The following is a 24035-nucleotide window of genomic DNA, read 5'->3' as shown; positions in this document are numbered from 1 at the left end:
GTGAAAGGCGTTGCGGGGGTACGCGACACCGGAAACGGCAGTGTGGCCGATCGCGCCGGGGTGGTCGATGACGCCATCGTCGCCGCCTTTCGGGATGAATGGGGGCATGTGGTCGCCACCTTGATCCGGGTGACCGGGGAGTGGGATCTGGCCGAGGAGGCGGCGCAGGAGGCGTTCGCGGCGGCCCTGCGGGTGTGGCCGCGCGACGGGGTGCCGGATAAGCCGGGGGCCTGGCTCACCACGGCGGCACGCAATCACGCCGTCGACAGGCTGCGGCGGAATACGTTGGGGGCGGCGAAATTACGGGAGTTGGCCGTATTGACGGCGCACGGCGAGGTCGGCGGCGAGGCGCAGGAGATTCGCGATGATCGGCTGCGGCTCATCTTCACCTGCTGTCATCCGGCGCTGGCGTTCGAATCGCAGATCGCGCTGACCCTGCGGACGCTGGCGGGGTTGAGCACCGCGCAGATCGCGCGGGCCTTCCTGGTGCCGGAGGCGACGCTGGCCAAACGGCTGGTGCGCGCCAAGGCGAAGATCAAGAATGCCGGGATTCCGTATCGGGTGCCGCCCGCGCATCTGCTGCCGGAGCGGACCGTCGCGGTGCTGGGGGTGCTGTATCTGATCTTCAACGAGGGCTATTCCGCCACCACCGGAAGCGAGATGATCCGGGAAGGGTTGTGTGCGGAGGCCATTCGGCTACAACGGCTGCTGGTGGAGTTGATGCCCGATGAGCCCGAGGTGCAGGGGCTGCTGGCGTTGATGCTGCTGCACGATGCCCGGCGGGCGACGCGGGTGGCTGCCGACGGCGAACTGGTGACGCTCGAATATCAGGACCGCGCGCGCTGGGATCGTGCCCGAATCGACGAGGGCACAGCGATTCTCGATGCCGCCATGGCGCGCGGGCGGATCGGGCCGTATCGGTTGCAGGCGGCGATCGCGGCCTGCCATGTGCACGCGCCCACCGCCGCGGCGACGGATTGGGCGCAGATCGCCGGGCTCTACGAGCATCTGCTGAAGCTGGTGCCCTCCCCCGTCGTGCGGCTGAATCATGTTGTCGCGGTGGCGATGTCGGAGGGACCGGAGGTCGGTCTCGCACAGCTCGGCGAGCTGGAGGCGGACGCGACGCTCAACGGCACGCATCTGCTGTCCGCGACGAAGGCGGATCTGCTGCGCCGACTCGGTCGGTTCGAGGAGGCGGCCACCTGCTATCGGGCGGCGCTGGAGCTGGTGGTGTCCGAGGCCGAGCGCCGCTATCTCGGGCGGCGGCTCGACGAAATGTCCTGAACCGTGCTGTTTGTCGGCGGTAGCGCTGGTCCGGTCCATTCGGGGCGGTCCCGTTCGTCGGTTCGGCAGAACCGTTCGAAAGGATTCCCGTGGACATCACCGATAGACCCGCGACGGCGCGCGCGGGCCGCCGCGAATGGCTCGGCCTCGCGGTGCTGGCCCTGCCCATTCTGCTGATCTCGGTCGACTTCAGCGTATTGAATCTGGCCCTGCCGAACCTGGCGGCGGATCTGACGCCCAGCAGCACCGAACAACTCTGGATCCTGGACATCTACGGCTTCATGATCGCCGGATTCCTGCTCACCATGGGCACGCTCGGCGATCGCGTCGGCCGCCGACGGCTCTTGCTCTGCGGCGCGGGGGCTTTCGGCGTGTGCTCGATACTGGCGGCGTACTCGGACAGTCCGGCGATGCTGATCGCCGCCCGGGCGCTGCTCGGTATCGCGGGCGCGACCCTGGCACCCTCGGGTCTGGCGTTGATCGGCACCATGTTCGGCGATCCGAAACAGCGAGCGACCGCCGTCGCCGCCTTCACCGGCTGTTTCATGGGTGGCGCGATAATCGGGCCGATCGCGGGAGGTGTACTGCTGGCACATTTCTGGTGGGGTTCGGTATTCCTGCTCGCCGTGCCGGTCATGCTGCTACTGCTCATCGCGGGGCCGATGCTGCTGCCCGAATATCGTGACCCCGCCGCCGCTCGGCTCGATATCCTCAGTGTCGCACTGTCATTGGCCGGAATTCTGCCCGTCGTCTACGGCATCACCGAACTGTCCCGCGATGCCGCGCAGCCAGGGGCCTGGATCGCCCTCATCGGCGGTGTGCTCGTCGTCGCTCTATTCCTGTTGCGTCAGAGCAGAATTCGGCGGCCGCTACTGGAATTGCGCCTGTTCACCAAACGCGTCTTCCGCGGCGCGTTCACCCTCAGCCTGCTGGCGGGCGCGGTCCAGGGTGGCAGCATCCTCATGATCAATCTCTATCTGCAGACCGTGCTGGGCTATTCCACCCTGCGCGCCGGGCTCTGGATGGTCCCACCCGCCCTGGCCATGCTGGTCACCATCGCCCTCGGCCCCGCCCTGGCCCGCACTCTGCGGCCCGCCTACATCACCGCCACCGGGCTGGCCATCGGAGCCCTCGGCTACACCCTGACCACCTTCACTACCGCCGAAACCGGCCTTCCCCCACTGATAATCGGCTTCGCCATAGCCATGGCCGGTATCGGCCCCGGCATGTCCCTCGGCTACGACCTCATCCTGCGCGCCGCCCCACCCGAGATCGCGGGCGCGGCCGCCGCCACCGCCGAAGCGGGCGGCCAATTCGGCGTAGCCGCGGGCGTCGCCCTGCTCGGCAGCATCGGCACCGCCGTCTACCGCACCACCCTCCACCTCCCCGCCACGATCCCCTCCCCCGCCGCCGACCAAGCCCGCGAATCCGTCACGGGCGCATTCGCCGCGGCACATCAGCTCCCACCGACCGTCCGCGACGACCTACTCGACTCCGCCCGCACCGCTTTCACCTCCGGCCTGCACACCGTCACCATCATCGGCGCGATCATGTTCGCCGCCTTGGCCGTGCTGGCGATAGCGGAACTCCGGCAGGCTCCACCTACCGGCAAGTAGCTCTCCACCGTTGCCGACACCGCCGATGTGTACCGCCCGATGTCTCAAACTCTTTGTGGCACAGGACCGGACGGAATATTTCGGGAATCGGGGGTGGCTCACTCGGCGATAGCTACAGTGAAATCGCCCGGGGGTGGGCGATGTTGCCGTCGTCGCGCTCGGGCGGATTTACCGAGGATCGAAGGGTGAGGGACTGACGTGGCCGATGACCGATTGACGTTGGGTGAGCGGTGCGTACTGCTCGTGCTGATGGCCGAGGCGCGGGAGCTGACCAATGGTGAGCTGTTCGCCATCGCGGGGATCAAGCTCGACGGCAAGAACCGCAGGCGGCTCAATGAACTCGGTTTGGTGGCCAGCACCATGGTGCGGCGGGCCTACGTGCACGAGCTGACCGATGGCGGCGCGGTGTGGTGCCGGGCGGAGCTGGGCGCGGCGCGGCCGAGCCGGGCGGGGGCCGCCGGGGGTGCGCTGTATGCCGTATTGGGCGGGCTGCGACGGCATCTCGACGACAGCGGGCAGGCGCTCGCCGATCTCTTCCAGCCCGATATCGCGGGACAGGTGGAGGCGGCGTACGCGGAGCTGGCGCGCGGCGGTGGTTCGGCAGTCCGGCTCGCGGTGCTGCGTGAGCAGCTCGGTGAGCTGTCCCGGGGTGAGGTGGACCGGGCGCTGGAATCGCTGGCTCGGCGCGATGACGTGCATGTGCGGGCCGAGGCGGATCAGCAGACGCTGACCGAACGGGATCGGGACGCGGCGATCGTACTCGGCGGGACGGCGCGACATCTGCTCACCATCGAGGCCGCGCGGTGAACGAGGAACAGCAGTATGCGCTGGCCTCGGTGCAATTCGGCAGTGTGCTCGGACCCGATGAGGTGTGGAGTCCACTGAACTATCACGTCGACGGGCTGCATCCGCGCGCGGTCGCGCAGATCGAGCGGGCGGTGCTTGCGGCGGCGAACCGGCCGCGCAGTACGCCGACCGGACTGGTGGTCAGCGGGGAACGCGGGGTCGGCAAGACGCATATGCTCGGCTGGCTGCGACAGCATGTGCAGCAGCGGGGCGGGGCCTTCTTCATGCCCAAACTGATTGACGGGCAGTCATTCTGGTCGGGCGCGGTGCACGGGGTGGTGTCACAGCTGCTGGGGTCCGACGGCGGGCAGCTCGGCCGCATGCTCGGCGCACTCGCCGAACTCACCGGGTGCGGTACCGAACTGCGCATGCGGTTGCGCGGCACCATGGCGATCGGCCGCGCCGATCTCGACGAATTCCTGGAGCGCGTAACGGAATTGGACGCGCAGGTGGCGGTGCAGTGCGAGGACACCTTGCGCGCGCTGGTGCTCTTCCAAGGCAAACGCGAACTGCGCGATATCGGGCACACATTTCTCACCTTCGACGATGGCGTCGATCCGGCGGATCAGCTGGCGTGGGGTTTCCGGCGGCGCAATCGGCTACCGCAGTTGGTCTTCGGTGATATCTCGCGGCTGTTCGCGCTGACCGGGCCCGTCGTGCTCGCCATCGACCAAATCGACAGTGTCATAGCGCAATCCGGGCAGGCCGACGGGGATGAGCTGGTGAACCGGCTCGCCGACGGGCTCATGCGCATGCGCGAGGAGACCACCCGCACCCTCATCGTCGCCGCCTGCCTGCCCAAGTCATGGGAGCTGATCACCACACGCGCGGTGAACTCGGCCGCCGATCGATTCACCGTGGTCGAACTCTCCACCGCCATGCCGTCGGCCGCGGTGGCGACCGCCATTATCGAACGGCATCTGGGAAACCTGTACGGGGAGAGCGGATTCGAGCCGCCGTATCCGACCTGGCCGGTCGTGCCCGCCGCCTTCGACGATCCGGTGGTCGCCGATTTCACGCCGCGCCGACTGCTCCAGCAGGTCGAGGAACATGTCCGACTATGCCTGGCCGAGAACACGGTCATCGAACTCCAGCATTTCGGGAAACCGGCGACCGAACGCGTGAGCACCCGGATCATCCCCGCGGCCACCGAACTCGACGCCCTGGACCGCCGCTTCGCGGAGCTGCGCGCGGCCGCCGATGTGAGCGCGCCGCTGAATCCGAAATACGAAGACGACCAGATGTTCTCGCTGCTCAACGCGGCATTGGCCTGCTACGTCCTGGAACAGGGCGAGGCCGGGCGCGAGCTGAGCGTCGACCCGCCCACCATCGTGCAGCAATCCCTGCACGCCCGGCTGCGCCGCACCCTCGACGAGGCCACCGAGGATGAGGAGCACTGGAGTTTCCGCGCCATCGCGCACGGCCATCCCAGGGCGGTGCTCACCCGGTTGCGCTCGGCCTGCCTGGAAGCCGGGATTCATCCCGGTGCTACCAAACGACACCTGGTGATCCTGCGCAATACGACCTTCTCGCCCGGGCCGGTCACCAAGACCGCGATAGCCGAATTCGAAGCCGCGCAAGGGATTACGCTGCCAATCGGGGAAGAGGATCTACGCACGTTCGCGGCGCTGCGGGGCATGCACGCCGACGGCGGCCAGGGATTCCTCGGCTGGCTGGAAGCGCGCCGCCCCGCGAGCGGATCGGAACTGCTGCGGCGGGCGCTCCCCGCCGCCCGCGCCGAAGTTCCTGCGACACAGCAGACCTCGGCGCTCGTCGCACCGGATATCACCGTCGCACCGGATTCTCCGGTGCGGGCGCCGTATCCGGGAAGCGGTGACCGTGCGGTGGCGGCCACGTTCGCCGGTCCGATCGTTACGGAATCCGATGCGGCGGGATGGGAACGCCGTGCGCCCGCCGCCGACGCGCCCACCCGCCGTATTGCCCACGACGACGGTATGGGCGCGCCCGCGATCCAGCTCGGCCGCAGTATCGAGAACGGTGCGCCCTTCCGTATTCCGCTCATCCAATTGCGCAAGCACACGGCGGTTTTCGCGGGTAGTGGCTCGGGGAAGACGGTACTGCTGCGGCGGCTGGTGGAAGAGGCGGCGCTGCAAGGGGTGTCGTCCATTCTGATCGATACCAACAATGATCTGGCTCGGCTCGGCGATCCGTGGCCGTCCCCGCCGGACGGCTGGGGTCCGCGCGATCCCGAACGCGCGCAACGCTATTTGGCCGAGACCGAGGTGATCGTCTGGACACCGCGCCGCGAGGCGGGCCGCCCGATCGCGCTGAACCCCCTGCCCGATTTCAGCGGCGTGCTCGACGATCCGGACGAATTCCGGCTCTCGATCGACGCCTCGGTGGCGAGCCTGGTTCCGCGCACCGGCCTGACCACCCAGAAACTCCGCACCGGCACAGCGGTTCTCACCGAATCGCTGGCACATTTCGCCCGCGAGGGCGGTGGTGAACTCGGCGCGTTCATCACCCTGCTCGGCAATCTGCCGTCCGATGTCAGCACGATCCGCAATGCGAGTCGTCTGGCCGCGGATATGGCCGATGAACTCAATGCCGCCATGATCAACGATCCGGTGTTCGGCGGCGCGGGCGAACGCCTCGATCCGGGGGCACTGCTCACTCCTGCCCCGGGAAAACGCGCGCGCATCTCGGTGATCAGCTGTATCGGGTTGCCGACCGAACAGCAGCGCCAGACCTTCGTGAACCAACTCGAACTGGCGCTGTTCGCGTGGATCAAGCGAAATCCCGCCGGGGACAGGCCATTGGGCGGCCTCCTGGTGCTGGACGAGGCGCAGACCTTCGTCCCCGCGATCGGCCGCACCGTGTCGTCGCAAAGCACCATCCAATTGGCCGCCCAGGCGCGCAAATACGGTCTGGGCATGGTCTACGCCACCCAGGCCCCCAAAGGGCTGAGCAATATGGTCACCGGCAATGCCGCCACCCAGTTCTACGGCCTGCTCAACGCCTCGGTGCAGATTCAGGCGGCGAAAGACCTCGCCCGCGCGAAAGGCGGTCAGGTGGACGACATCTCACGCCTGTCGGCGGGCCGCTTCTACGGTGCGACCGAGGGCCTCGGCTTCGCCAAGATCACCGTCCCCATGTCCCTGAGCCATCACCCCTCCAGCGCCCTCACCGAAGAGGAGGTGCTGCGCCGGGCTCGCGGTCACTGATCCCCGTTGTGTCGGCACGCTGACACAACGAATGTCGGTGCGCGAACAGATCTTCCGCTGTTCGCGCACCACACTTGGCTGCGCTGCCCACGAAAGCCAGTCCGGAGGATCCATGCCCAGCGTCAAAGCCGTACTCACCACCGCCGTCGCCATCGCGGCGGCAGCGGTCGTCTCACTCTCGACCAGCCCCGCCGCCACCGCCGCTCCCGCCACCCCGTCGGCAACGGCCCAGTCCCCGGCGAAAACCCAAGGCTGGCTGAACATCTACGCGGGCACAGCTCCCCAGGGCGTCAACGCCGTCCAACTGAAGGTCGTCACCGACCCCAAAGTCGGCCCCCGCGTGACGGATAACCTGAACCGCTCCCTCTACCGCTTCGACAAGGACACCGCCAACCCGTCGAAGTCGAACTGCACAGGCGACTGCGCCACCACCTGGCCACCCCTGCTGGTGAGCCGCGGCCAGTCCCTCTACGTAGACGGAATCGACCCGGCCACAACCGGTTTCATCGAACGCCCCGACGGCACCTGCCAGATCACCATCGGCGGCTGGCCCATCTACTACTTCTCCAAGGACAAGAACCCCGGCGACCTCAACGGCCAAGGCGTAGGCAACACCTGGTTCGCTGTCGCGCCGAACGGTGGTAAAGCCCTGGCCAAGTAGGCGATCAGCCCTCGGCGGCCAGCTGGCCGCAGGCGGCGGCGATTTCCTGGCCGCGGGTGTCGCGGACGGTGCAGGGGACGCCCTGTTCGTTGACGCGGCGGACGAATTCTCGTTCGACGGGCTTCGGGGAGGCGTCCCATTTGCTGCCCGGGGTCGGGTTCAACGGGATGAGGTTGACGTGGACTCGGGAGCCGAGAGCCTTGTGCAGCTTCTTGCCGAGCATGTCGGCGCGCCAGGGTTGGTCGTTGATATCGCGGATCAAGGCGTATTCGATGGAGACTCGGCGGCCTGACTTGTCGGCGTAATACCTTGCGGCGTCGAGGACTTCGGCGACGGGCCAGCGATTGTTGACCGGTACCAGCGTGTCTCGGAGTTCGTCGTCCGGGGTGTGCAGGGAGACGGCCAGGGTCACCGAGAGGTCTTCGTCGGCCAGTTTGCGGATGGCGGGGGCCAGGCCGACGGTGGAAACCACCACATTGCGCTGCGAGATGCCGAGACCGTCGGGCGACGGGGAGGTGATGCGGCGCACCGCGTTCACCACGCGCTTGTAATTGGCGAGGGGTTCGCCCATACCCATGAAGACGATGTTGGACAGGCGGCCGGGGCCACCGGCCACCTCGCCGTCGCGCAGCGCGGCCGCGGCGGCACGGACCTGGTCGACGATTTCGGCGGTGGACAGGTTGCGGGTCAGGCCCGCCTGACCGGTCGCGCAGAACGGGCACGCCATACCGCAGCCCGCCTGGCTGGAGATGCACAGGGTGTTGCGGTCGGTGTAGCGCATGAGGACGCTCTCCAGGAGCGTGCCGTCATTGGCCTTCCACAGCGATTTGCGGGTGGTGCCGTCATCGCACTCGATATGGCGGACCTCGGTGAGCAGGGTGGGGAAAAGCGCCTCGCCGACCTTGGCGCGCATGGCTTCCGGCAGGTCGGTCATCTTTTCCGGATCGGCGACGAGGCGGCCGTAGTACTGGCGCGCGATCTGATCGGCGCGGAATTTGGGGAGGCCGAGTTCCTCGACCACAGCCTTGCGTTCCTGTGCGTCGAGATCGGCGAGATGCCGGGGCGGCAGGCCACGGCGGGGGGCGTCGAACACGAGGGGCACGGGGATCGAAGTCATAACCCTTCCAGTGTTCCATCCGAACCGTCGTTCCGGGCGTGCGGGGTGGGATGCGCTCATCACATTCGGCGTGAGCTCCGCGACAGTGTTCCAGCTAACAACGTGCGAAAACGACATACGGCAGATTAGTGGCGATATACGTGCACCGGTCATAGCAATCGGCAATGATCTAGCAATGACCACCGACGCCGTACCGACCGCTGGGTCGGAACCGACCCCGAGCAGCGGCAAGAGCACGAACGACGGCCAGCGCGTCCTCAAGACCCGCGCCGGTTACGCCTGGGTCGGCCTCGTCATCGCCGCATTGCTCGGCATCGTCGTACTGATCTTCATCCTGCAGAACCTCGAACAGGCCCACGTCACCCTGTTCACCTGGAACTGGAACCTGCCCATCGGCGTCCTGGTGCTGCTGTCGGTCGTGGCCGGAGCGCTGGGCACCGCGCTCGTCGGCGGCTACCGCATCCTGCAGCTGCGCCGCGCCACCAAGAAGAACAGCTAGCGCGACCGGCGAACCCGCAGACCGTCAGACACCCGCGCGCAGCAGGTCGTCGGCGGTCCTGCGGTATTGCCCGGGGGCAGTACCGTATTCGCGTTTGAACGCCTTGCCGAACGCGTACTCCGAGCCGTACCCGGTGCGCCGCGCGACACCCGCGAGCGGGGCATCGGTCTCACGCAGCAGCCGCGCGGCGGTGATCATGCGCCAGCGCGTGAGATAGGCCAGCGGCGGCTCCCCGACCAGGGCGGTGAACCGCTTGGCGAAGGCCGCGCGACTGAGCCCGGCCCGCTCCCCCAGCGACTCCACCGTCCAGCCGTGCGCCGGATTCTCATGCATATCGCGCAGCGCCGCCGAAATGCCCGGATCGGCGAAAGCCGCTGCCCACCCGGACATTTCATGCGGCGCATCGGCGAACCAGGCGCGCAGCAGATAGAGCAGCAGCAACTCCAGCAGCGGCGGGATCGCGGCATCGCCGCCCGGGCGCGGGGAATGCAGCTCATCGGCGAGCAACTCCACCGCGGCGCGCAATGCGGCATGACTGCCCAGGCGCGCCGGAATGTGCACCACCTCCGGAAGCTCGGCGAGCAGCGGATGCGTGCGATCCGCGGCCAATTGGTAGGAGCCGCACAGCAGCGTCGCGACCGGACCGGGACCATCGATGAAACGGATATCGGCCGGTCCGGCGGTCTCGGTGATCGCCGCGCCGGGCTGATCGACCAGCTCATGCGCGATACCGCGCGGCATGAACACCACATCGCCCGCCCCGAGCGCGATGGGATCGGTATCGGACCTGGTCAGCCAGCACGAGCCCTGCAACACGATATGGAATCCGGCACTCTCGATACGCGGATACGCCCGGCCCCACGGCGCATGCCGCACGAACAGGCCGGAGGCGGGACTGCCGGTGCGTGCGGTCGCCAGCGCCGCACTCAGAACATCCATATCGAGAAGACTATGCGGCAAGACGATTGGACATCACCGCGAGATTCACGATGATTTATCGTCTGCGCGGGCGCTCATACAGTGGGTTCTATCGAATCCGCACTCAGACAGGACATTTCATGAGCAACAAGGGTCCCGCCCCGCGCACGCTGACCGATGCCGAACTGGCCGAAATACTGGCCGCCCAGCAGTTCGGCGTACTGGCGACGGTGAAACGCTCCGGGCACCCGGCCATGTCGACGGTGCTGTACAGCTGGGATCCGTCCGCACGCGTCATTCGGATCTCCACCACCGCGGACCGGCTCAAAGCCAAACAGGTGCGGAACAATCCGCATATCGCGCTGCATGTGAACGGGCCGACCGTCTGGTCCTTCGCGGTCGCCGAGGGCGATGCTGAGGTATCGGACTCCCCGGCCGAACTCCTTGCCGCCGCGGGTCACCAGGACGATCCGGAGACATTCCTGCGCGAACAAGCCGCCGAGGGCCGCGTGGTGATCAAGCTCCGGGTCACCCGGCTATACGGCACCGCATTGGATGTCGGGTGACCCTCGCCCTCCGGTGAAAACCGATGCGGGACTTCGAATCAGAGCAGCGCGGTCAGCACCAGCCAGGCCACGAACGCGGACGGCAGCATGGAATCCAGGCGATCCATGATGCCGCCGTGACCGGGCAGCAGGGTGCCCATATCCTTGATGCCGAGTTCGCGCTTGACCTGGGATTCGATCAGATCGCCGCTGGTCGCGACCAGCACCAGGGCCACGCCCAGCAGTACGCCGATCATCGAATTGGCTTGCAGCAGCAGGGTTACCGTCAGCAGACCGCCGATGACGCAGAAGACCAGCGAACCGCCGAAGCCCTCCCAGGACTTCTTCGGGCTGATGTGCGGAACCATCGGATGCTTACCGAACAGCACACCGGCGATATAGCCGCCGACATCGGAGCAGACCACCAGGATCATGAAGGTCAGCACCCGCAGATTGCCGTCGTCCTCCAGCAGCATGAGCACCGCGAACGCGGCCAGCAGCGGAATCCAGGACAGCGTGAAAATACCGATCGCGCTGTCGCGCAGATAGTTTCGCGGGGTGGCGCGCAAACCGTGGTCGAACAGCCGCCACACCATCACCGTCAGCGCGGTCGCGCCGAACGCACCGAGCACACCCTGCGGGCCGAACGGCCAGGCCAGCCAGATGATCGCCTGACCACCCGCCAGCAGCGGAATGCGCGGCACCAGCACATCGGCCTCGCGCAGCCGCTTGGCCACCTCCCAGGTCGCCACCGCGACGGCCGCGGCGATCACGCCGATCAGCACCTTGGGCGCGAACAACAGAATCGCGATGAGCGATAGGCCCAAACCGAAACCGACACCCAGCGCGGCGGGCAGATTGCGGCCCGCCTTGGACGCGGGCGCCGCCGCACCCTCGGGCTGCGAAACCCCGGACGCCGCCGCGGCGGCCTGCTCCCCCGCCGCCGGCGAACCGGCCGCGGCAGAGCCCGCGGCCGCGATCCCCGCCGCACTCGACTCGGACCCCGGCACCGGCGCGGGCGCCGATCCCGCGGTTCCCTCGCCGGGCGGCGTCACCTCACCGGTGGCGGCAGTTTCTTCGGCCACGATTGTCCTGTCGCTCACTTGTCGTCCGTTCGTCCCTACCCCCGGCCGACACCGCCGGTCGTCCGTTCCCAGATATCGAGCAGCCGTGCCCGGACTCCAAGCGCCCGCGCCCAGAACCGCTAGACCTCCAGCAGTTCGGCTTCCTTGTGCTTCACCAGCTCGTCGACACTGCCGACGTACTTCGCGGTGGTCTTGTCCAGATCCTTCTCGGCGCGACCGACCTCGTCCTCACCGGCCTCGCCATCCTTCTGGATACGACCCAGCTCGTCCATCGTCTTGCGCCGCACATTGCGGATCGCGACCTTGGCGTCCTCACCCTTGGACTTGGCCTGCTTCACCATTTCACGGCGCCGCTCCTCGGTGAGCTGCGGAACCTGCACGCGAATGATGTCGCCATTGTTGGTCGGGTTCACACCCAGATCCGAATTGCGGATCGCCGTCTCGATCTCCTTGAGCAGCGCCTGCTCATAGGGCTTGATGATCAGCATGCGCGGCTCGGGCGAGCTGATGCTGGCGACCTGGGTGATGGGCGTGGGCGACCCGTAGTAGTCGATAACGATCCGGGAGAACATGCCCGGATTCGCGCGACCGGTCCGAATGGAACCCAGGTCGTCCTTCGCCACCGAGACGGCCTTCTCCATCTTTTCCTCGGCGTCGAAGAGCGCTTCTTCAATCACGGCGTTTCCTCCACAGCGTCATTCGTTCTTCTGGCGGTCACGAACGGACCAGCGTGCCGATCTTCTCACCGGCGACCGCGCGGGCGATATTGCCCTTCGTCAACAAATTGAACACCAGCATCGGCATCTGGTTGTCCATACACAGGCTGAACGCGGTGGCGTCGGCCACCTTCAGGCCCTGTTCGAGCACCTCTTTATGGGTGATCTCGGTGAACATGGTGGCATTGGGATCCTCGCGCGGATCGGCGTTGAAGACACCGTCGACCGCCTTGGCCATCAACACCACCTCCGCGCCGATCTCCAGCGCACGCTGGGCCGCGGTGGTGTCGGTGGAGAAATACGGCATGCCCATACCCGCGCCGAAGATCACCACGCGGCCCTTCTCCAGATGCCGCTTGGCGCGCAACGGGAGATACGGTTCGGCGACCTGACCCATGGTGATGGCGGTCTGCACCCGGGTGTCGATCCCCTGCTTCTGCAGAAAGTCTTGCAGCGCAAGGCTGTTCATCACGGTGCCGAGCATGCCCATGTAATCCGAGCGGGCGCGTTCCATACCGCGCTCCTCGAGTTCGGCGCCGCGGAAGAAATTACCGCCGCCGATGACCACCGCGACCTGGACGCCGTCCTCGACGACCTCCGCGATCTGCTCCGCAACCGCCTGCACCACATCGGGATCGAGACCGACCTTGCCTCCACCGAACATCTCGCCACCCAGCTTCAGGAGCACTCGGCGATAGCCCTTGCGGTCGGGGGCCGTATCCGGGTCCGTCATCGGTCTCCTTGTCCTTCGCGGTGATGCGTAGCCACGCACATGAAAAAGACCATCCCGGCACAGCGCATCATGCGGGGACGGTGGCAAGCTCCATATATCCTGCCTCACGCGCCCGGGCGCGGGTGAGGCGACCCTCGCACAGCGTAAGAAATTCTGTACCGCCTACCCCGTTTCGGGAGCACGCATCAGCTCGGCGAGCCGCGCCGCGGCCGTTTCGGTGGCGGGAATCTGCACGACCAGCAGCAATTCCGGATCGTCCACCGGGCGCGATTGGAACAATTCCAGCTCGATCGGGCCCACGCCGGGATGGGCGATCGAAATGGTGGCGGGCCGGAAACGCCGCACCGGATACTCCGCCCACCAGCTCCGGAATTCCGGACTCTCCGTTCGCAATCCGGCCACCAATTCGGTCAGCCGGGGATCCTCCGGACGACGGCCCATGGCAGCGCGCAATTGACTCAGCACCGCCCGCGCGGCCCCCTCCCAGCCGGGCATGCGCGCGCGATTGTCGTTGTCGGTGAACATCATCCACAGCAGATTGCGGCGCTCGACCGGCGTATCCAGCGGATCATGACGCAGCCGCACATAGGCGCTGTTCCAGACCAGATAGTCGAAGCCGCCGTCGTACACCGAGGCCGGATTGGGCAGCACGGCGTCGACCAGTCGTTGCATTCGCGCGCTGTCCCCGTGCGCGGGTAGCTCCTCCGGTTCCGAGAAACCGGCCAGAAAGCGCAGGTGGCGGTGCTGATCGGCGTTCAGGCGCAGGGTGCGCGCCAGCGCGTCGATCACCTGGCGGCTGGCGGCCACATCGCGGCCCTGTTCGAGCCAGGTGTACCAGGTCAGACCCACCCCGGAGAGTTCGGCCACCTCCTCACGCCGCAATCCCGGCGTCCGCCGCCGCGCGGGCTCGCCGTAAGGCAGCAGCCCGACATCGGCGGGCTGCAACTGTGCGCGCTGCGCCCGCAGGAACTCGGCCAATTGCGACCGGCGGGCCGAACCGGGGCCGCTTCTGCCACTTACCACTTCGACTCCCCCTCGCACCGTGCTCTGGGTAGCAGTATCGCTACCAGGACAGCACCGTGCCCGACTTCGTAGCGTCATTACCAACGGGAGAACGAAATCCGCAGGGACTCAAGGGAGTACACAATGACCGCGCACACCGCACCGATTCTGGTCATCGGAGCCACCGGCCGCCAGGGCGGGGCCACCGCCACCGCGCTACTCGAACGGGGTTGGCCGGTAAGGGCTTTCGTCCGCGATCCGGAAGCGCCCAAGGCCGTCGCACTGCGCGCGGCGGGCGCGGAACTGATGGTGGGCGACCTCGACGACGAGGATTCACTGCGCAAGGCCATGGACGGCACGCACGGGGTCTTCCTCATGCTGACCATGATGTCCGGGGTGAACATCAGCCTCGCCGCCGTCGCGGATGAGGAGCGGCGCGGGCGGCGCATCGCCGAATTGGCCGGCGAACTCGGCATCGAGCACCTGGTATACAGCTCGCTCAGCGGGGCGGGCACCGACTCCGGTATCGAGTACTACCGGTCCAAGGAACGCATCGAGGAGCGGATTCGCGAACTCGCACTGCCCGCGACGATCCTGCGCCCGGTGCTGTTCATGGACAATTTCGCCACCTACAACAAACCCACCCGCGACGGCGATGACCTGGTGCTGGCCCTCGCGGTAGCCCCGGAGATTCCCATGCCGCTCATCGCCATCAACGATATCGGCCGCTTCGCCGCCATCGCCTTCGACCGGCCCGAGGAGTTCCTCGGCCGCACCGTGGTGCTGGCCGGAGACGTCCTGACACCGCCGCAGATCGCCGAAATCCTCGGCCGCGCAGCCGGATTGACCCCGCGCACGGTACAGATCCCGATCGAGCAGATCCGCGCCTTCGACGAGCAGGTCGCCAAGATGTTCGCGCATTTCAACACCCACCCGCAGGCCCCGGTCGATCTCGGCGCCCTGCGCGCGGCATATCCGGAACTGCTCGACCTGAACGGCTGGCTGCGCGCCACCGACTGGAATATCTGAAGGACGGCATCCGACGGCACCGCGCGGCACTTCGAATGCTCGCGAAATTCGCCGAATCTATCTGAAATTTAGATACTTCAAATATCGTCGCCCAATGAACAGCACGACTCATACCCCTGCGGGCATCGCTGCCCGCGCTCTCGTCGGCGGTCTCGCGGCCGTCGCGGCACTGACCATCGCCGCGACACCCGCCACCGCCGCATCCACCCCCTCGGGCTCCCCGTCCGGCTCCTCCACCCTCAGCGCGGAAATCCCGAAGAACCCACTCGCCCAAGCGCTCTGGGCCCCCTTCGGAAACCTCATCTGGAACCTGCTGGCCGCCAGCGGCAGCGCGGGGTGCATGGCGGGCGGCTGCGACCCCGGCGAATAACCGCGGAGCCATGCCCCGAGAAATCGGGTCGGTCCAATCGAATTGAAACTTCAATGCTTCAAATAAGATCCCGGGGCATGATCATCGAAACCCGAACCGCCCGAACCGGATTCGCAACCCTGCTGCTCACCGCCGGGGTGCTGGCCACCGCCGGCCAAGCCGCGGCCGATATCCCCCTCACACCCGCCGCCACCGAACCGGCCGCGACCGTCGCCGAGACCCCGGCCGAAACGCCCGTCACGGTACTGCTGGGCTCCGCCGCCGCCCCACTGGTGAGCTTCAGCGGCTGGGCGCAGGCCAACAACCTCCCCGACGTCAGCCCGCTCAGCGCGGCCGCCAGCGGCAGCTCCGGCATTCGAATCCTGCTCACTCCGATCTTCAACATCCTGGCCGGTGTCATCTGCGGCGCGGACTCGATCAGCGGCGGCACCGCATGCGCCACCGCCTCGGCCGGAACCCCGGCCTGATCCGAGCGAAATCAATTTGAAATAGCAATACTTCACTAACCTGCTCCTATGAACACCAAGAATCGGGCCCGGGTGGCTCTAGCCGGTCTGACCATCGCGGCGGCCCTGACAACGACCGCGGGCCATGCCTCGGCGGATATCCCACTCACCCCAACCGCCGACACCTCACCCGCGGCCACGGTTGCCGACGCCCCCAGCGGTTCGGGTGCGGGCTCGGCCACCGGCTCGTTCAATCTCCTCGGACCCCTGCTGAACTCCGAAAGCGGCTGGGCCCAAGCCAATCACCTGCCCGACTTCAGTTCGTTCAGCGCCGAGGCGGCGGGAAGTTCTGTCGTGCAGTTGATCTGGCCGCCGATTCTCTCGGCACTGCTGTCGGGCTCGGGCATCTGCACCACCTGCGCCACCAATCACCAGGGCGCGTAATCCTATGCAATCCAAAGCGAAATGCAGGGTGGCTGATCAGATGAATTCAACCATTCGAATCCGAGGCGCGGTCGCAGGGCTCGCGGTCGCCGCCACGCTGGTGGCCGCCGCGGGGTCGGCCGTCGCGGAGGTGCCGCTGGACGCCGCGCCGGCGGTCACCGCCGACAACATCTACACATCGGGCGAAACCATCAACCTCGGCTCGGTCACCATCCCGCGCACCACCGATCTGCTCAGCTCGATGAGCGCCGCGGCCGCTGACGTTCCGATCCTGTCCGCTATCTGGCGACCATTCGGAACAATCCTCATGATCCTCATCTGCGGCGGTATCAACGGCTGCGCACATCTCTCGAATCAACCATGATGACCGCCATGCACCGGGCGCGGGCGGGCTTCGCAGCACTCGCGATCGTCGCGACACTGACCACGGCTGCGGGACCGGCCGTGGCCGACACCGCACCCATCCCCACCGGAAGCGCACGGTCCGCGATGGTTCAGGGCGGCGATGACAAGGGGGCGCTGTTCAACCTGTACGCGTCCGCGGTCAACACCGTCGTGGACTTCGTCTTGTTCCCCGCGCTGATTTTCAACTACTTGGCGACCGGCAGCACCAGCAATTGCAGTACCACCGGGAGCTATGCGGGCACCGGCCGAGACGGCAACATGGGTTGCTGATCAATCGGCGAACCCCGTGGACGGCAAAAGGCCCCTCGCTCATCGAAAGATGATGGGCGAGGGGCCTTTTGGGGTTTGGCAGGCGGGTTAGGCCTGGCCGACCTCGAAGCGGGAGAAGGCGGTGACAACGGCACCGGCCTCGTCCAGGAGCTGCTTCACGGTCTTCTTGTTGTCGGTGACCGACGGCTGCTCCAGCAGGACGACGTCCTTGTAGAAGCCGTTGACGCGACCTTCGGTGATCTTGGGGAGAGCGGCCTCGGGCTTGCCCTCTTCGCGCGCGGTCGCCTCGGCGATCGAACGCTCCTTCTCGACCAGCTCGGCCGGAACCTCATCGCGGGTCACGTACTTGGCCTTGAGCGCGGCGACCTGCATGGCGGCGGCGCGGGCGGCCTCGGCGGCAGCCTCGCTGTCACCGGTGTACTGCACCAGCACGCCGACGGCGGGGGGCAGATCGGTGGCACGCTTGTGCAGGTAGGTCGCGACCGGGCCGTCGTAGGAGACGACGCGACGCAGTTCGAGCTTCTCGCCGATCTTGGCGGCCAGCTCCTGCACGGCCTGATCGGCGGTCTTGCCGCCCAGGTCGACAGCCTTGAGCGCATCCAGGTCGGCCGGGCGGGCCTTGGCGGCAGCGGCGACGACCGCGTTGGCCAGTTCCTGGAACTCCGCGTTCTTGGCGACGAAGTCGGTCTCGGAATTGATCTCGATCAGCACGCCGTCAGCGGCGGTGACCAGGCCCTCGGCGGTGGCGCGCTCAGCGCGCTTGCCGACGTCCTTGGCGCCCTTGATGCGCAGGGTCTCGACGGCCTTATCGAAGTCGCCGTCGTTCTCCTCGAGCGCCCGCTTGCAGTCCATCATGCCGGAGCCGGTGAGGTCGCGAAGCTTCTTCACGTCAGCGGCGGTGTAGTTCGCCATGGCGGCGAGCCTCCTCAGTGTGAGTCTGTGGGTTTGTCACACCATGCCGCCCGCTTCCGAACAGGAAGGGGCGGCAGGGTGAACTAACTGCGTGTGACGCGGCTCAGAAATCAGCCGGGGTGGTGGCCGGGGGGACCTCGGCGACAGCGGCCTCGGCCGCGGTCTCGACGGGGGCCTCAGCGGCAGCCTCGGCGGCCGGGGTGGCCGACGACAGCAGTTCCTGCTCCCACTCGGCGAGCGGCTCGCCGGCTTCGGGCTTGGAGTCACCGGCGGCACGCGAGGCACGAGCCTGCACGCCCTCGGCGACGGCGGAAGCCACAACGCGGGTCAGCAGCGCGGCCGAACGGATCGCGTCGTCGTTACCCGGGATCGGGTAGTCGACCAGGTCGGGATCGCAGTTGGTGTCCAGGATCGCGATGACCGGGATGTTCAGCTTGCGAGCCTCACCGACGGCGATGTGCTCCTTGTTGGTGTCGACGACCCAGATGGCCGAGGGAACCTTGGCCATGTCCCGGATGCCGCCGAGGGTGCGCTCGAGCTTGTTCTTCTCACGCGTCAGCATGAGGATTTCCTTCTTGGTGCGACCCTCGAAGCCACCGGTCTGCTCCATGGCCTCGAGCTCCTTCATACGCTGAAGGCGCTTGTGCACGGTGCCGAAGTTGGTGAGCATGCCGCCCAGCCAGCGCTGGTTCACGTAGGGCATGCCGACGCGAGTGGCCTCGGCCGCGATCGACTCCTGGGCCTGCTTCTTGGTACCGACGAAGAGGACGGTGCCACCGTGGGCGACAGTCTCCTTGACGAACTCGTAGGCCTTGTCGATGTAGGTCAGCGTCTGCTGCAGATCGATGATGTAGATGCCGTTGCGGTCGGTGAAGATGAAACGCTTCATCTTCGGGTTCCACCGACGGGTCTGGTGTCCGAAGTGCGCGCCGCTGTCGAGCAGCTGCCTCATTGTTACGACAGGCATGGCCCCGTAACCCTTTCATTGCTGGTTGACGCAGAAATCGGCGATCTCTGCCCTGGCGCCCACAGCCCTCGGAACCCGCCAATGAAAAATCTGGGGGACCAGCCGACGACCCTCGATGTGGGCGCGCGAAGTCGGATTGCGTTCAAGCAAACCGCTGGATCAGTTTACGGTGCCGTCACCCCAGGCCGAAATCGGCCCTAACAGAAGGGGGCTGACCTGGCAATACTTACTTCTCCAGGATCGCATATTCGAGCGCGAGCACGAATGCGACGGCAACCACGCCACCCACCGCGACGGCGACCGCGGCAATACCGCGATCACCCCTGTCCGACGCGCCTTTTCGATGCGAATGCAGCACCTGACCGCGGCGCACACAAACAGCCGTGACCACCAGCAATGCGATCGTGGCCAAGAACGCGGCCACCGTCACCGGACGCCAATCACTGCTGAACGCGGCCTTGAGGAACAGCACCGCGTTGGCCATCGACGCGATCGCGGTGCGACGCCAGGCCAGGGCGGTGCGCTCGGCGGCCAGACCCGCCTCGGGAGTGGTCACGACAGCAGCAGGCCGATACCCGCGAGCACCGCGATGATCGCGATACCGGCGGCCAGGATCGGGACCATGAGCGTGCGCGGCATCGTGCCACCGCGCTCCATGGCGGACTGCACATGCCGCCAGCGGCCATACGCACCGAGCGCGATGATGCCCGCCAGCACGATGCAGCTCAGCGCGACGGCGGAGCGGACACCGTGGTGGCGAAAGGGTTTCACCAGTTCATGCACCGCGACACCACCGGCGAGCAGCCCCAGGGCGGTGCGCATCCAGGCCAGGAAGGTGCGTTCGTTGGCGAGGGTGAAGCGGTAGTCGAGTTCGGTTTCGCCGACCTCGATGAGCTCTTCGATCCGGGCCTTGGCGGCGATATCGTGGTCGCTCACGGCCGGATCCGCGTTCGCGGAATTTCCGGACGGCTCGGCGGAGCCCATGCCTGTTCTCCTTTTCGCGTACGCGGCGGCCTATTCGAAACACCTGGTCCAGCCGGTTTCGAGCATGTCAATCGCGCGGTATTCACATCGCGCGGGCTATCCACATTCGCCATTCACGGTAGTCCGGCAGCGGGCGTGGACGCGCACAGTGAAGCCATGCGCCCGCTCGTGTCGATCCTTCTCGCCCGGCTCCCGGTGCGACGGCTCACGCCGATCGCCTTCGGCTGGTTGCCCGTGCTGCTGCTCGGGCCGTTCGTCTTCGCACCGTCATGCTGGGCCGCGCCGGGCGAATTCGATTGGCCGCTACGGCCGCGGCCGGCGGTCGTGCGCGGCTTCGACAAACCCGAGCGGAATTGGCTGCCCGGGCATCGCGGGGTGGATCTCGCCGGAACGCCCGGCCAGCAGGTGCTCGCGGCGGGCGGGGGAACCATCGCGTTCGCGGGAATCATCGCCGGGAAACCGGTAGTCTCCATCGATCATCCCGGTGGACTGCGCACCACCTACGAACCCGTCACCCCGTCAATCCCATTGGGCCGCACCGTGAATCGCGGCGCGGTCGTGGGCGTACTGAATCGCGGGCACGACGGCTGCCCGGTCGCGGCCTGCCTGCACTGGGGAGCACGCCGCTCCCGTGATTATCTGGACCCGCTGGGCCTGATTCATCGAACGCCCATCCGACTCAAACCACTCGAGGCCAACTGAGGCCAGGATGTAGGACATGCCGCACGAACCCGCCACCATCCCCTTCACCTATCCCGATGTCGGCGCGACCACCGGCGACTTCCCGAAGGGCTATCACCACTTCCGAATGCGCCGCCGCATCGGCTCCGGCAGGCCCATGTTCAACCATGCGGCCAGCCAGGTCCTCGAATACGAGATGCAGCGCGGAACAGGGATTTTCGTCGCGGCGGATACCCCCACCGCCGAACCGGGCACCGAGCTCACGGTGCGATTGGGTATCGGCCCGCTGGGAATCACCGCACCCTGCCGGGTGGTGTACGTCGTTGACGAGCCGAATCGCCGCGGCTTCGCCTACGGCACCCTGCCGGGGCACCCCGAAAGCGGTGAGGAGTTGTTCGCGATCGAGTACGACCCGACCGATGAATCGGTGTACGGGGTGATCGCGGCGTTCTCCCGTCCCGGTGCCTGGTACGTCCGGGTGGGCGGGCCGGTGGTCCGGCTCATTCAGCGCTGGTTCGCCTGGCGCTACATCATGACGGTCAGGTCCTGTGACCGGACCGCCAAGCGCAAGCCCGAACCGGAGCAGGGCACCGCGCCGCACTGAGCCGGGGCGGTGTGCCTGGCCAGGGCCGTGCGCTAAACCCCTGCGGGAGTAGCCTTTTCGGCCTCGGCCAGATCGGACTTCCAGCGGCGGAAGCCCTCTTCGGTGCGGCCGCGACGCCAGTAGCCGGAGATGGACGAGGCCCATTCGGCGGTGATGCCGCGTTCCTTGCGGATGTAGGGACGCAGGTCGTGCATGACCGCCTGGGCTTCACCGTGGATGAAGACCTGAACCTGGCCGTCGAGCCAGGGTTCGGCGCGCACGGCAGCAGCGAGAAGCTCGCCCGGAGCGGCGTCGCCGCGGTGAATCCAGGTCAGCTTCACGCCTTCGGGGTAAACGAACGCGAGTTCGTCGGCAGGCCCGGCGATTTCGACGAATACGCGGCCCACCGCATCGGCGGGCAGCGCGGCACAGGCTGCGGCGATGGCAGGCAGGGCGGAGTCGTCACCCGCGAGCAGATGCCAGTCGGCGTCCGGGCGCGGGGCGTAGGCGCCGCCCGGGCCGAGCAGATCGATGGTGTCGCCGGGTTCGGCGGCGGCGGCCCAGGGACCGGCCACGCCCTCATCGCCGTGATAGACGAAATCGATGGCGATCTCCTGTGCGGCGGTATCGATCGAGCGCACGGTGTAGGTGCGCATGGTGTCACCGTCGGGGCCGGGGAAGGCCAGCTTCACGTAGGCATCGGTGAACGCGTTCGGCTCGAACGCGGCGAAGCCCGGTCCGCCGAGGTGGACGCGAATCAGGTGCTCGGACAGGCGAATGGTGTTCTGGACGACAAAGGTTGTGCGGGCGCGAGCCAAGGAGCCACCTCCATTATTAGGATTACCTAACTCAACGTAGCACGGCTGACGATAGCTCGTCGATAGACTTCGATATGGCGTCGATCATGAGAGTTCATCGATCAGCGCGGCCAGCGCGGCCGCCAGGCGTTCCAGACCCGCTCCGGGCGGGCCACCGGGTTCGCTCATATAGGTGTCCCGCCTGATTTCCAGCATCAACGCGGTGACGCGCGCATCTGTTCCATACCGGTCCAGGGGTACGTAGGTACCCGCGAACGGGCTGTTGATGCCCACTCCCCCGAATTCGGCGAAAATCTCGGCGGCGCGGGCCGTCAGCCGCGATGGCGTGTGAAAGTCGTCCGCACCCAAACAGATCGGCGGGCGAACGCCGTCACCGTGCAGCTCGTACGGCAGCGGCTCGGTCGGATACGAGTGCACATCGATGATGATCGCCCGGCCGGTGGCCGCGATCCGATCGGCCACCGCGTCGGCCATCGCCCGGGCATAGGGACGGAAGTACTCGCCCAGCAGCGGTTCCGGGTCGAAGTCCGCAACGCGCAAGGCTTCCCGATGCGTAGTCCTCGTGTACACCGCACCCATACCCACCGCGAGCATCTCCTCCCGCTCATCCGGGAAACGCTCCGGGTCGACCACCAGCCGGGACAGCAGATTCACGAACTGCCAGGGCCGCACCGGAGCGAGTCCCGCCGCGATGGCGGCGATCCGCTCGGTATGCGCGTCGGTGATGTGATCCAGCTCGTCCGCGAGCGCCCGCTCATCGAGCAGGATATCGGCGCGGACGGCGGGCGGAATCACGCGCGAAGAGTGCGGAACATGCAGAATCACCGCCGAATTCGCCGCACCGGGCAGCAGATCGACCGAGCCGGGTAACTGATGAACAGTCATGCGCGCGAGTGTGCCCGGTCGCGCGGCCTCCCGAGAAGGTCGGCGGTCATGCGCGGGGGTGGGCTTGGTCGTGGGCCTTCTTCAGGCGGTCGATGGAGACGTGGGTGTAGAGCTGGGTGGTGGCGAGGCTGGCGTGGCCGAGGATCTCCTGGACTACGCGCAGGTCCGCGCCGCCCTCGAGGAGGTGGGTGGCGGCGGTGTGGCGGAAACCGTGCGGGCCCATATCGGGAGCACCGGGGATCGCGGAAATCACCTCGTGCACAACGGTTCTGGCTTGGCGTTGATCGAGTCGGCGGCCGCGGCGGCCGAGTAGGAGAGCGCGACCGGAATCCGGGATCGCCAGGGAAGCACGGCCGTAGCGCAGCCACGCGTCCAGGGCTTGATCGGCGGGGAGGCCGAATGGCACCGCGCGCTCCTTGTTGCCCTTGCCGAGTACGCGTACGAGGCGGCGTTCGCGGTCGACGTCGTCGATATCGAGGCCGCACAGTTCGCTCACCCGAATTCCGGTGGCGTACAGCATCTCCACGATCAGGCGGTCCCGTAGAGCCATCGGATCATGCTGCGCGGCACCGGATTCCGCCGCGTCCATGGCGGCCCGCGCCTGCTCCCGGCCGAGCACCGCGGGTAGTACCCGATGCGCCTTGGGCGACCCCAGCCGCGGTCCGGGATCCACCCCGAGCTTCCCGGTATGCGTCAGCCAAGCCGTGAACGTGCGGGCCGAGGATGTCCGCCGCGCCATGGTGGTGCGGGCCGCACCGCCCGCCGACTGTTCCGCCAGCCAGGACCGCAACAGCGCCAGATCCACTTCCGCCACACCGGAATCCGCCGATCGCGCCACCAAATGCTCCAGCAGCGACCGCGCATCCCCCGAATAGGCCCGCACCGTATGCTCCGACCGATTCCGCCCCAGGCGCAGATGCCGCCCGTACTCGGTCAGCAAAGCCTCCAGATCCTCGGGCAGTCCACTCATCCCCCCACGTTCACCCTCCTCTTCCCGCAAAGCAAGTTCCCGCGCCGCCGTCACCGTAGGGCTC

General features: G+C 67.1%; 28 protein-coding genes. 15 read left to right on the top strand and 13 right to left on the bottom strand.

All coding sequences use genetic code 11. The features are described 5' to 3' along the window. The first annotated feature begins 60 nt into the window (after window positions 1-60). The 5 genes from ACFC4D_RS45290 to ACFC4D_RS45270 all read left to right on the top strand — a co-directional run bounded on the left by ACFC4D_RS45290 (window position 61) and on the right by ACFC4D_RS45270 (window position 7592). On the top strand, window positions 61-1284 hold the full coding sequence (locus ACFC4D_RS45290) for an RNA polymerase sigma factor (protein WP_376073051.1): 1224 nt from the start codon (window positions 61-63) through the stop codon (window positions 1282-1284). 89 nt (window positions 1285-1373) lie between these two features. After that, window positions 1374-2900 carry an MFS transporter gene (locus ACFC4D_RS45285; RefSeq protein ID WP_376073025.1) on the top strand — a complete coding sequence of 509 codons (1527 nt, stop codon included), beginning with the start codon at window positions 1374-1376 and terminating at the stop codon, window positions 2898-2900. Between the two features lie 198 nt (window positions 2901-3098). Then, window positions 3099-3707, top strand: a complete 609-nt coding sequence (locus tag ACFC4D_RS45280) for a hypothetical protein (protein ID WP_375954634.1) — start codon at window positions 3099-3101, stop codon at window positions 3705-3707. Next, window positions 3704-6931, top strand: a complete 3228-nt coding sequence (locus ACFC4D_RS45275; RefSeq protein WP_376073022.1) for a helicase HerA domain-containing protein — start codon at window positions 3704-3706, stop codon at window positions 6929-6931. Before ACFC4D_RS45280 ends, ACFC4D_RS45275 begins: the two co-directional genes overlap by 4 nt. A 112-nt stretch (window positions 6932-7043) precedes the next feature. After that, window positions 7044-7592: a hypothetical protein gene (locus tag ACFC4D_RS45270; RefSeq protein WP_376073019.1), complete on the top strand. Its 549-nt coding sequence runs from the start codon at window positions 7044-7046 to the stop codon at window positions 7590-7592. 4 nt (window positions 7593-7596) lie between these two features. On the opposite strand, the gene rlmN is transcribed toward ACFC4D_RS45270, so the two are convergent. Continuing rightward, window positions 7597-8709: a 23S rRNA (adenine(2503)-C(2))-methyltransferase RlmN gene (rlmN, locus tag ACFC4D_RS45265; RefSeq protein WP_364630672.1), complete on the bottom strand. Its 1113-nt coding sequence runs from the start codon at window positions 8707-8709 to the stop codon at window positions 7597-7599. Between the two features lie 175 nt (window positions 8710-8884). On the opposite strand from rlmN, the gene ACFC4D_RS45260 reads away from it, so the two are divergent. Next, window positions 8885-9208, top strand: a complete 324-nt coding sequence (locus tag ACFC4D_RS45260; protein ID WP_376073016.1) for a lipopolysaccharide assembly LapA domain-containing protein — start codon at window positions 8885-8887, stop codon at window positions 9206-9208. Between the two features lie 24 nt (window positions 9209-9232). On the opposite strand, the gene ACFC4D_RS45255 is transcribed toward ACFC4D_RS45260, so the two are convergent. Next, complete coding sequence (locus tag ACFC4D_RS45255; protein ID WP_376073013.1) at window positions 9233-10147, bottom strand: AraC family transcriptional regulator; 915 nt, start codon at window positions 10145-10147, stop codon at window positions 9233-9235. A gap of 119 nt (window positions 10148-10266) precedes the next feature. Between ACFC4D_RS45255 and ACFC4D_RS45250 the strand changes: the two genes are divergently transcribed. Next, window positions 10267-10692 carry a TIGR03618 family F420-dependent PPOX class oxidoreductase gene (locus ACFC4D_RS45250; protein WP_376073010.1) on the top strand — a complete coding sequence of 142 codons (426 nt, stop codon included), beginning with the start codon at window positions 10267-10269 and terminating at the stop codon, window positions 10690-10692. Between the two features lie 38 nt (window positions 10693-10730). Here ACFC4D_RS45250 and ACFC4D_RS45245 read toward each other — a convergent pair whose 3' ends face one another. The 4 genes from ACFC4D_RS45245 to ACFC4D_RS45230 form a co-directional block, all read right to left on the bottom strand. Next, window positions 10731-11651, bottom strand: a complete 921-nt coding sequence (locus ACFC4D_RS45245; RefSeq protein WP_376073048.1) for a phosphatidate cytidylyltransferase — start codon at window positions 11649-11651, stop codon at window positions 10731-10733. Between the two features lie 224 nt (window positions 11652-11875). Further along, window positions 11876-12433 (bottom strand): ribosome recycling factor, encoded by a 558-nt coding sequence (frr, locus tag ACFC4D_RS45240; protein WP_364630657.1) that lies wholly within the window; start codon window positions 12431-12433, stop codon window positions 11876-11878. Between the two features lie 37 nt (window positions 12434-12470). After that, on the bottom strand, window positions 12471-13205 hold the full coding sequence (gene pyrH, locus ACFC4D_RS45235) for a UMP kinase (RefSeq protein ID WP_067567919.1): 735 nt from the start codon (window positions 13203-13205) through the stop codon (window positions 12471-12473). A 162-nt stretch (window positions 13206-13367) separates the two neighbouring features. Next, on the bottom strand, window positions 13368-14228 hold the full coding sequence (locus ACFC4D_RS45230; protein WP_376073008.1) for a helix-turn-helix transcriptional regulator: 861 nt from the start codon (window positions 14226-14228) through the stop codon (window positions 13368-13370). Window positions 14229-14351: 123 nt separating this feature from the next. Here ACFC4D_RS45230 and ACFC4D_RS45225 point away from each other — a divergent pair, with 123 nt between their 5' ends. The 6 genes from ACFC4D_RS45225 to ACFC4D_RS45200 all read left to right on the top strand — a co-directional run bounded on the left by ACFC4D_RS45225 (window position 14352) and on the right by ACFC4D_RS45200 (window position 17171). Then, a complete protein-coding gene (locus ACFC4D_RS45225) occupies window positions 14352-15236 on the top strand; it encodes an NmrA/HSCARG family protein (protein ID WP_376073005.1) in 885 nt (294 codons plus the stop codon). A 94-nt stretch (window positions 15237-15330) separates the two neighbouring features. Beyond that, window positions 15331-15606, top strand: coding sequence for a hypothetical protein (locus ACFC4D_RS45220; protein WP_376073002.1), 276 nt, complete (start codon window positions 15331-15333; stop codon window positions 15604-15606). A gap of 77 nt (window positions 15607-15683) precedes the next feature. Beyond that, window positions 15684-16073 carry a hypothetical protein gene (locus tag ACFC4D_RS45215; RefSeq protein ID WP_376072999.1) on the top strand — a complete coding sequence of 130 codons (390 nt, stop codon included), beginning with the start codon at window positions 15684-15686 and terminating at the stop codon, window positions 16071-16073. Window positions 16074-16121: 48 nt separating this feature from the next. Next, window positions 16122-16496 (top strand): hypothetical protein, encoded by a 375-nt coding sequence (locus ACFC4D_RS45210; protein ID WP_376072996.1) that lies wholly within the window; start codon window positions 16122-16124, stop codon window positions 16494-16496. Between the two features lie 40 nt (window positions 16497-16536). Next, window positions 16537-16860, top strand: a complete 324-nt coding sequence (locus tag ACFC4D_RS45205; protein WP_376072993.1) for a hypothetical protein — start codon at window positions 16537-16539, stop codon at window positions 16858-16860. Beyond that, on the top strand, window positions 16860-17171 hold the full coding sequence (locus ACFC4D_RS45200) for a hypothetical protein (RefSeq protein ID WP_376072990.1): 312 nt from the start codon (window positions 16860-16862) through the stop codon (window positions 17169-17171). Before ACFC4D_RS45205 ends, ACFC4D_RS45200 begins: the two co-directional genes overlap by 1 nt. 87 nt (window positions 17172-17258) lie before the next feature. Here the strand turns inward: ACFC4D_RS45200 and tsf are convergent, their stop codons facing one another. The 4 genes from tsf to ACFC4D_RS45180 form a co-directional block, all read right to left on the bottom strand. Next, window positions 17259-18083, bottom strand: a complete 825-nt coding sequence (gene tsf / locus ACFC4D_RS45195; RefSeq protein WP_364630639.1) for a translation elongation factor Ts — start codon at window positions 18081-18083, stop codon at window positions 17259-17261. 103 nt (window positions 18084-18186) lie between these two features. After that, window positions 18187-19050, bottom strand: coding sequence for a 30S ribosomal protein S2 (rpsB, locus tag ACFC4D_RS45190; protein WP_364630636.1), 864 nt, complete (start codon window positions 19048-19050; stop codon window positions 18187-18189). 226 nt (window positions 19051-19276) lie between these two features. Next, window positions 19277-19606, bottom strand: coding sequence for a DUF202 domain-containing protein (locus ACFC4D_RS45185; protein ID WP_376072987.1), 330 nt, complete (start codon window positions 19604-19606; stop codon window positions 19277-19279). Continuing rightward, window positions 19603-20034 carry a YidH family protein gene (locus ACFC4D_RS45180; RefSeq protein ID WP_375954661.1) on the bottom strand — a complete coding sequence of 144 codons (432 nt, stop codon included), beginning with the start codon at window positions 20032-20034 and terminating at the stop codon, window positions 19603-19605. Before ACFC4D_RS45180 ends, ACFC4D_RS45185 begins: the two co-directional genes overlap by 4 nt. 156 nt (window positions 20035-20190) lie before the next feature. Between ACFC4D_RS45180 and ACFC4D_RS45175 the strand changes: the two genes are divergently transcribed. Then, entirely contained in the window at window positions 20191-20736 is a 546-nt protein-coding gene (locus ACFC4D_RS45175) for a M23 family metallopeptidase (RefSeq protein WP_376072984.1), read from the top strand. 16 nt (window positions 20737-20752) lie between these two features. Then, window positions 20753-21319 (top strand): DUF1990 family protein, encoded by a 567-nt coding sequence (locus tag ACFC4D_RS45170; protein ID WP_376072981.1) that lies wholly within the window; start codon window positions 20753-20755, stop codon window positions 21317-21319. 32 nt (window positions 21320-21351) lie between these two features. Here ACFC4D_RS45170 and ACFC4D_RS45165 read toward each other — a convergent pair whose 3' ends face one another. The 3 genes from ACFC4D_RS45165 to ACFC4D_RS45155 all read right to left on the bottom strand — a co-directional run bounded on the left by ACFC4D_RS45165 (window position 21352) and on the right by ACFC4D_RS45155 (window position 23971). Further along, the gene (locus tag ACFC4D_RS45165) at window positions 21352-22116 is read right to left on the bottom strand and encodes a siderophore-interacting protein (RefSeq protein ID WP_375954667.1); all 765 of its coding nucleotides are present in this window, start codon (window positions 22114-22116) and stop codon (window positions 21352-21354) included. Window positions 22117-22200: 84 nt separating this feature from the next. Beyond that, window positions 22201-23001 carry an N-formylglutamate amidohydrolase gene (locus tag ACFC4D_RS45160; RefSeq protein WP_376072978.1) on the bottom strand — a complete coding sequence of 267 codons (801 nt, stop codon included), beginning with the start codon at window positions 22999-23001 and terminating at the stop codon, window positions 22201-22203. Window positions 23002-23047: 46 nt separating this feature from the next. Beyond that, on the bottom strand, window positions 23048-23971 hold the full coding sequence (locus tag ACFC4D_RS45155; protein WP_376072975.1) for a tyrosine recombinase XerC: 924 nt from the start codon (window positions 23969-23971) through the stop codon (window positions 23048-23050). Window positions 23972-24035: the final 64 nt, after the last annotated feature.

The organism is Nocardia sp. NPDC056000 (genome assembly GCF_042269265.1).
Taxonomy (GTDB): Bacteria; Actinomycetota; Actinomycetes; order Mycobacteriales; family Mycobacteriaceae; genus Nocardia.
This window is presented reverse-complemented; position numbering and strand designations above follow the sequence as displayed.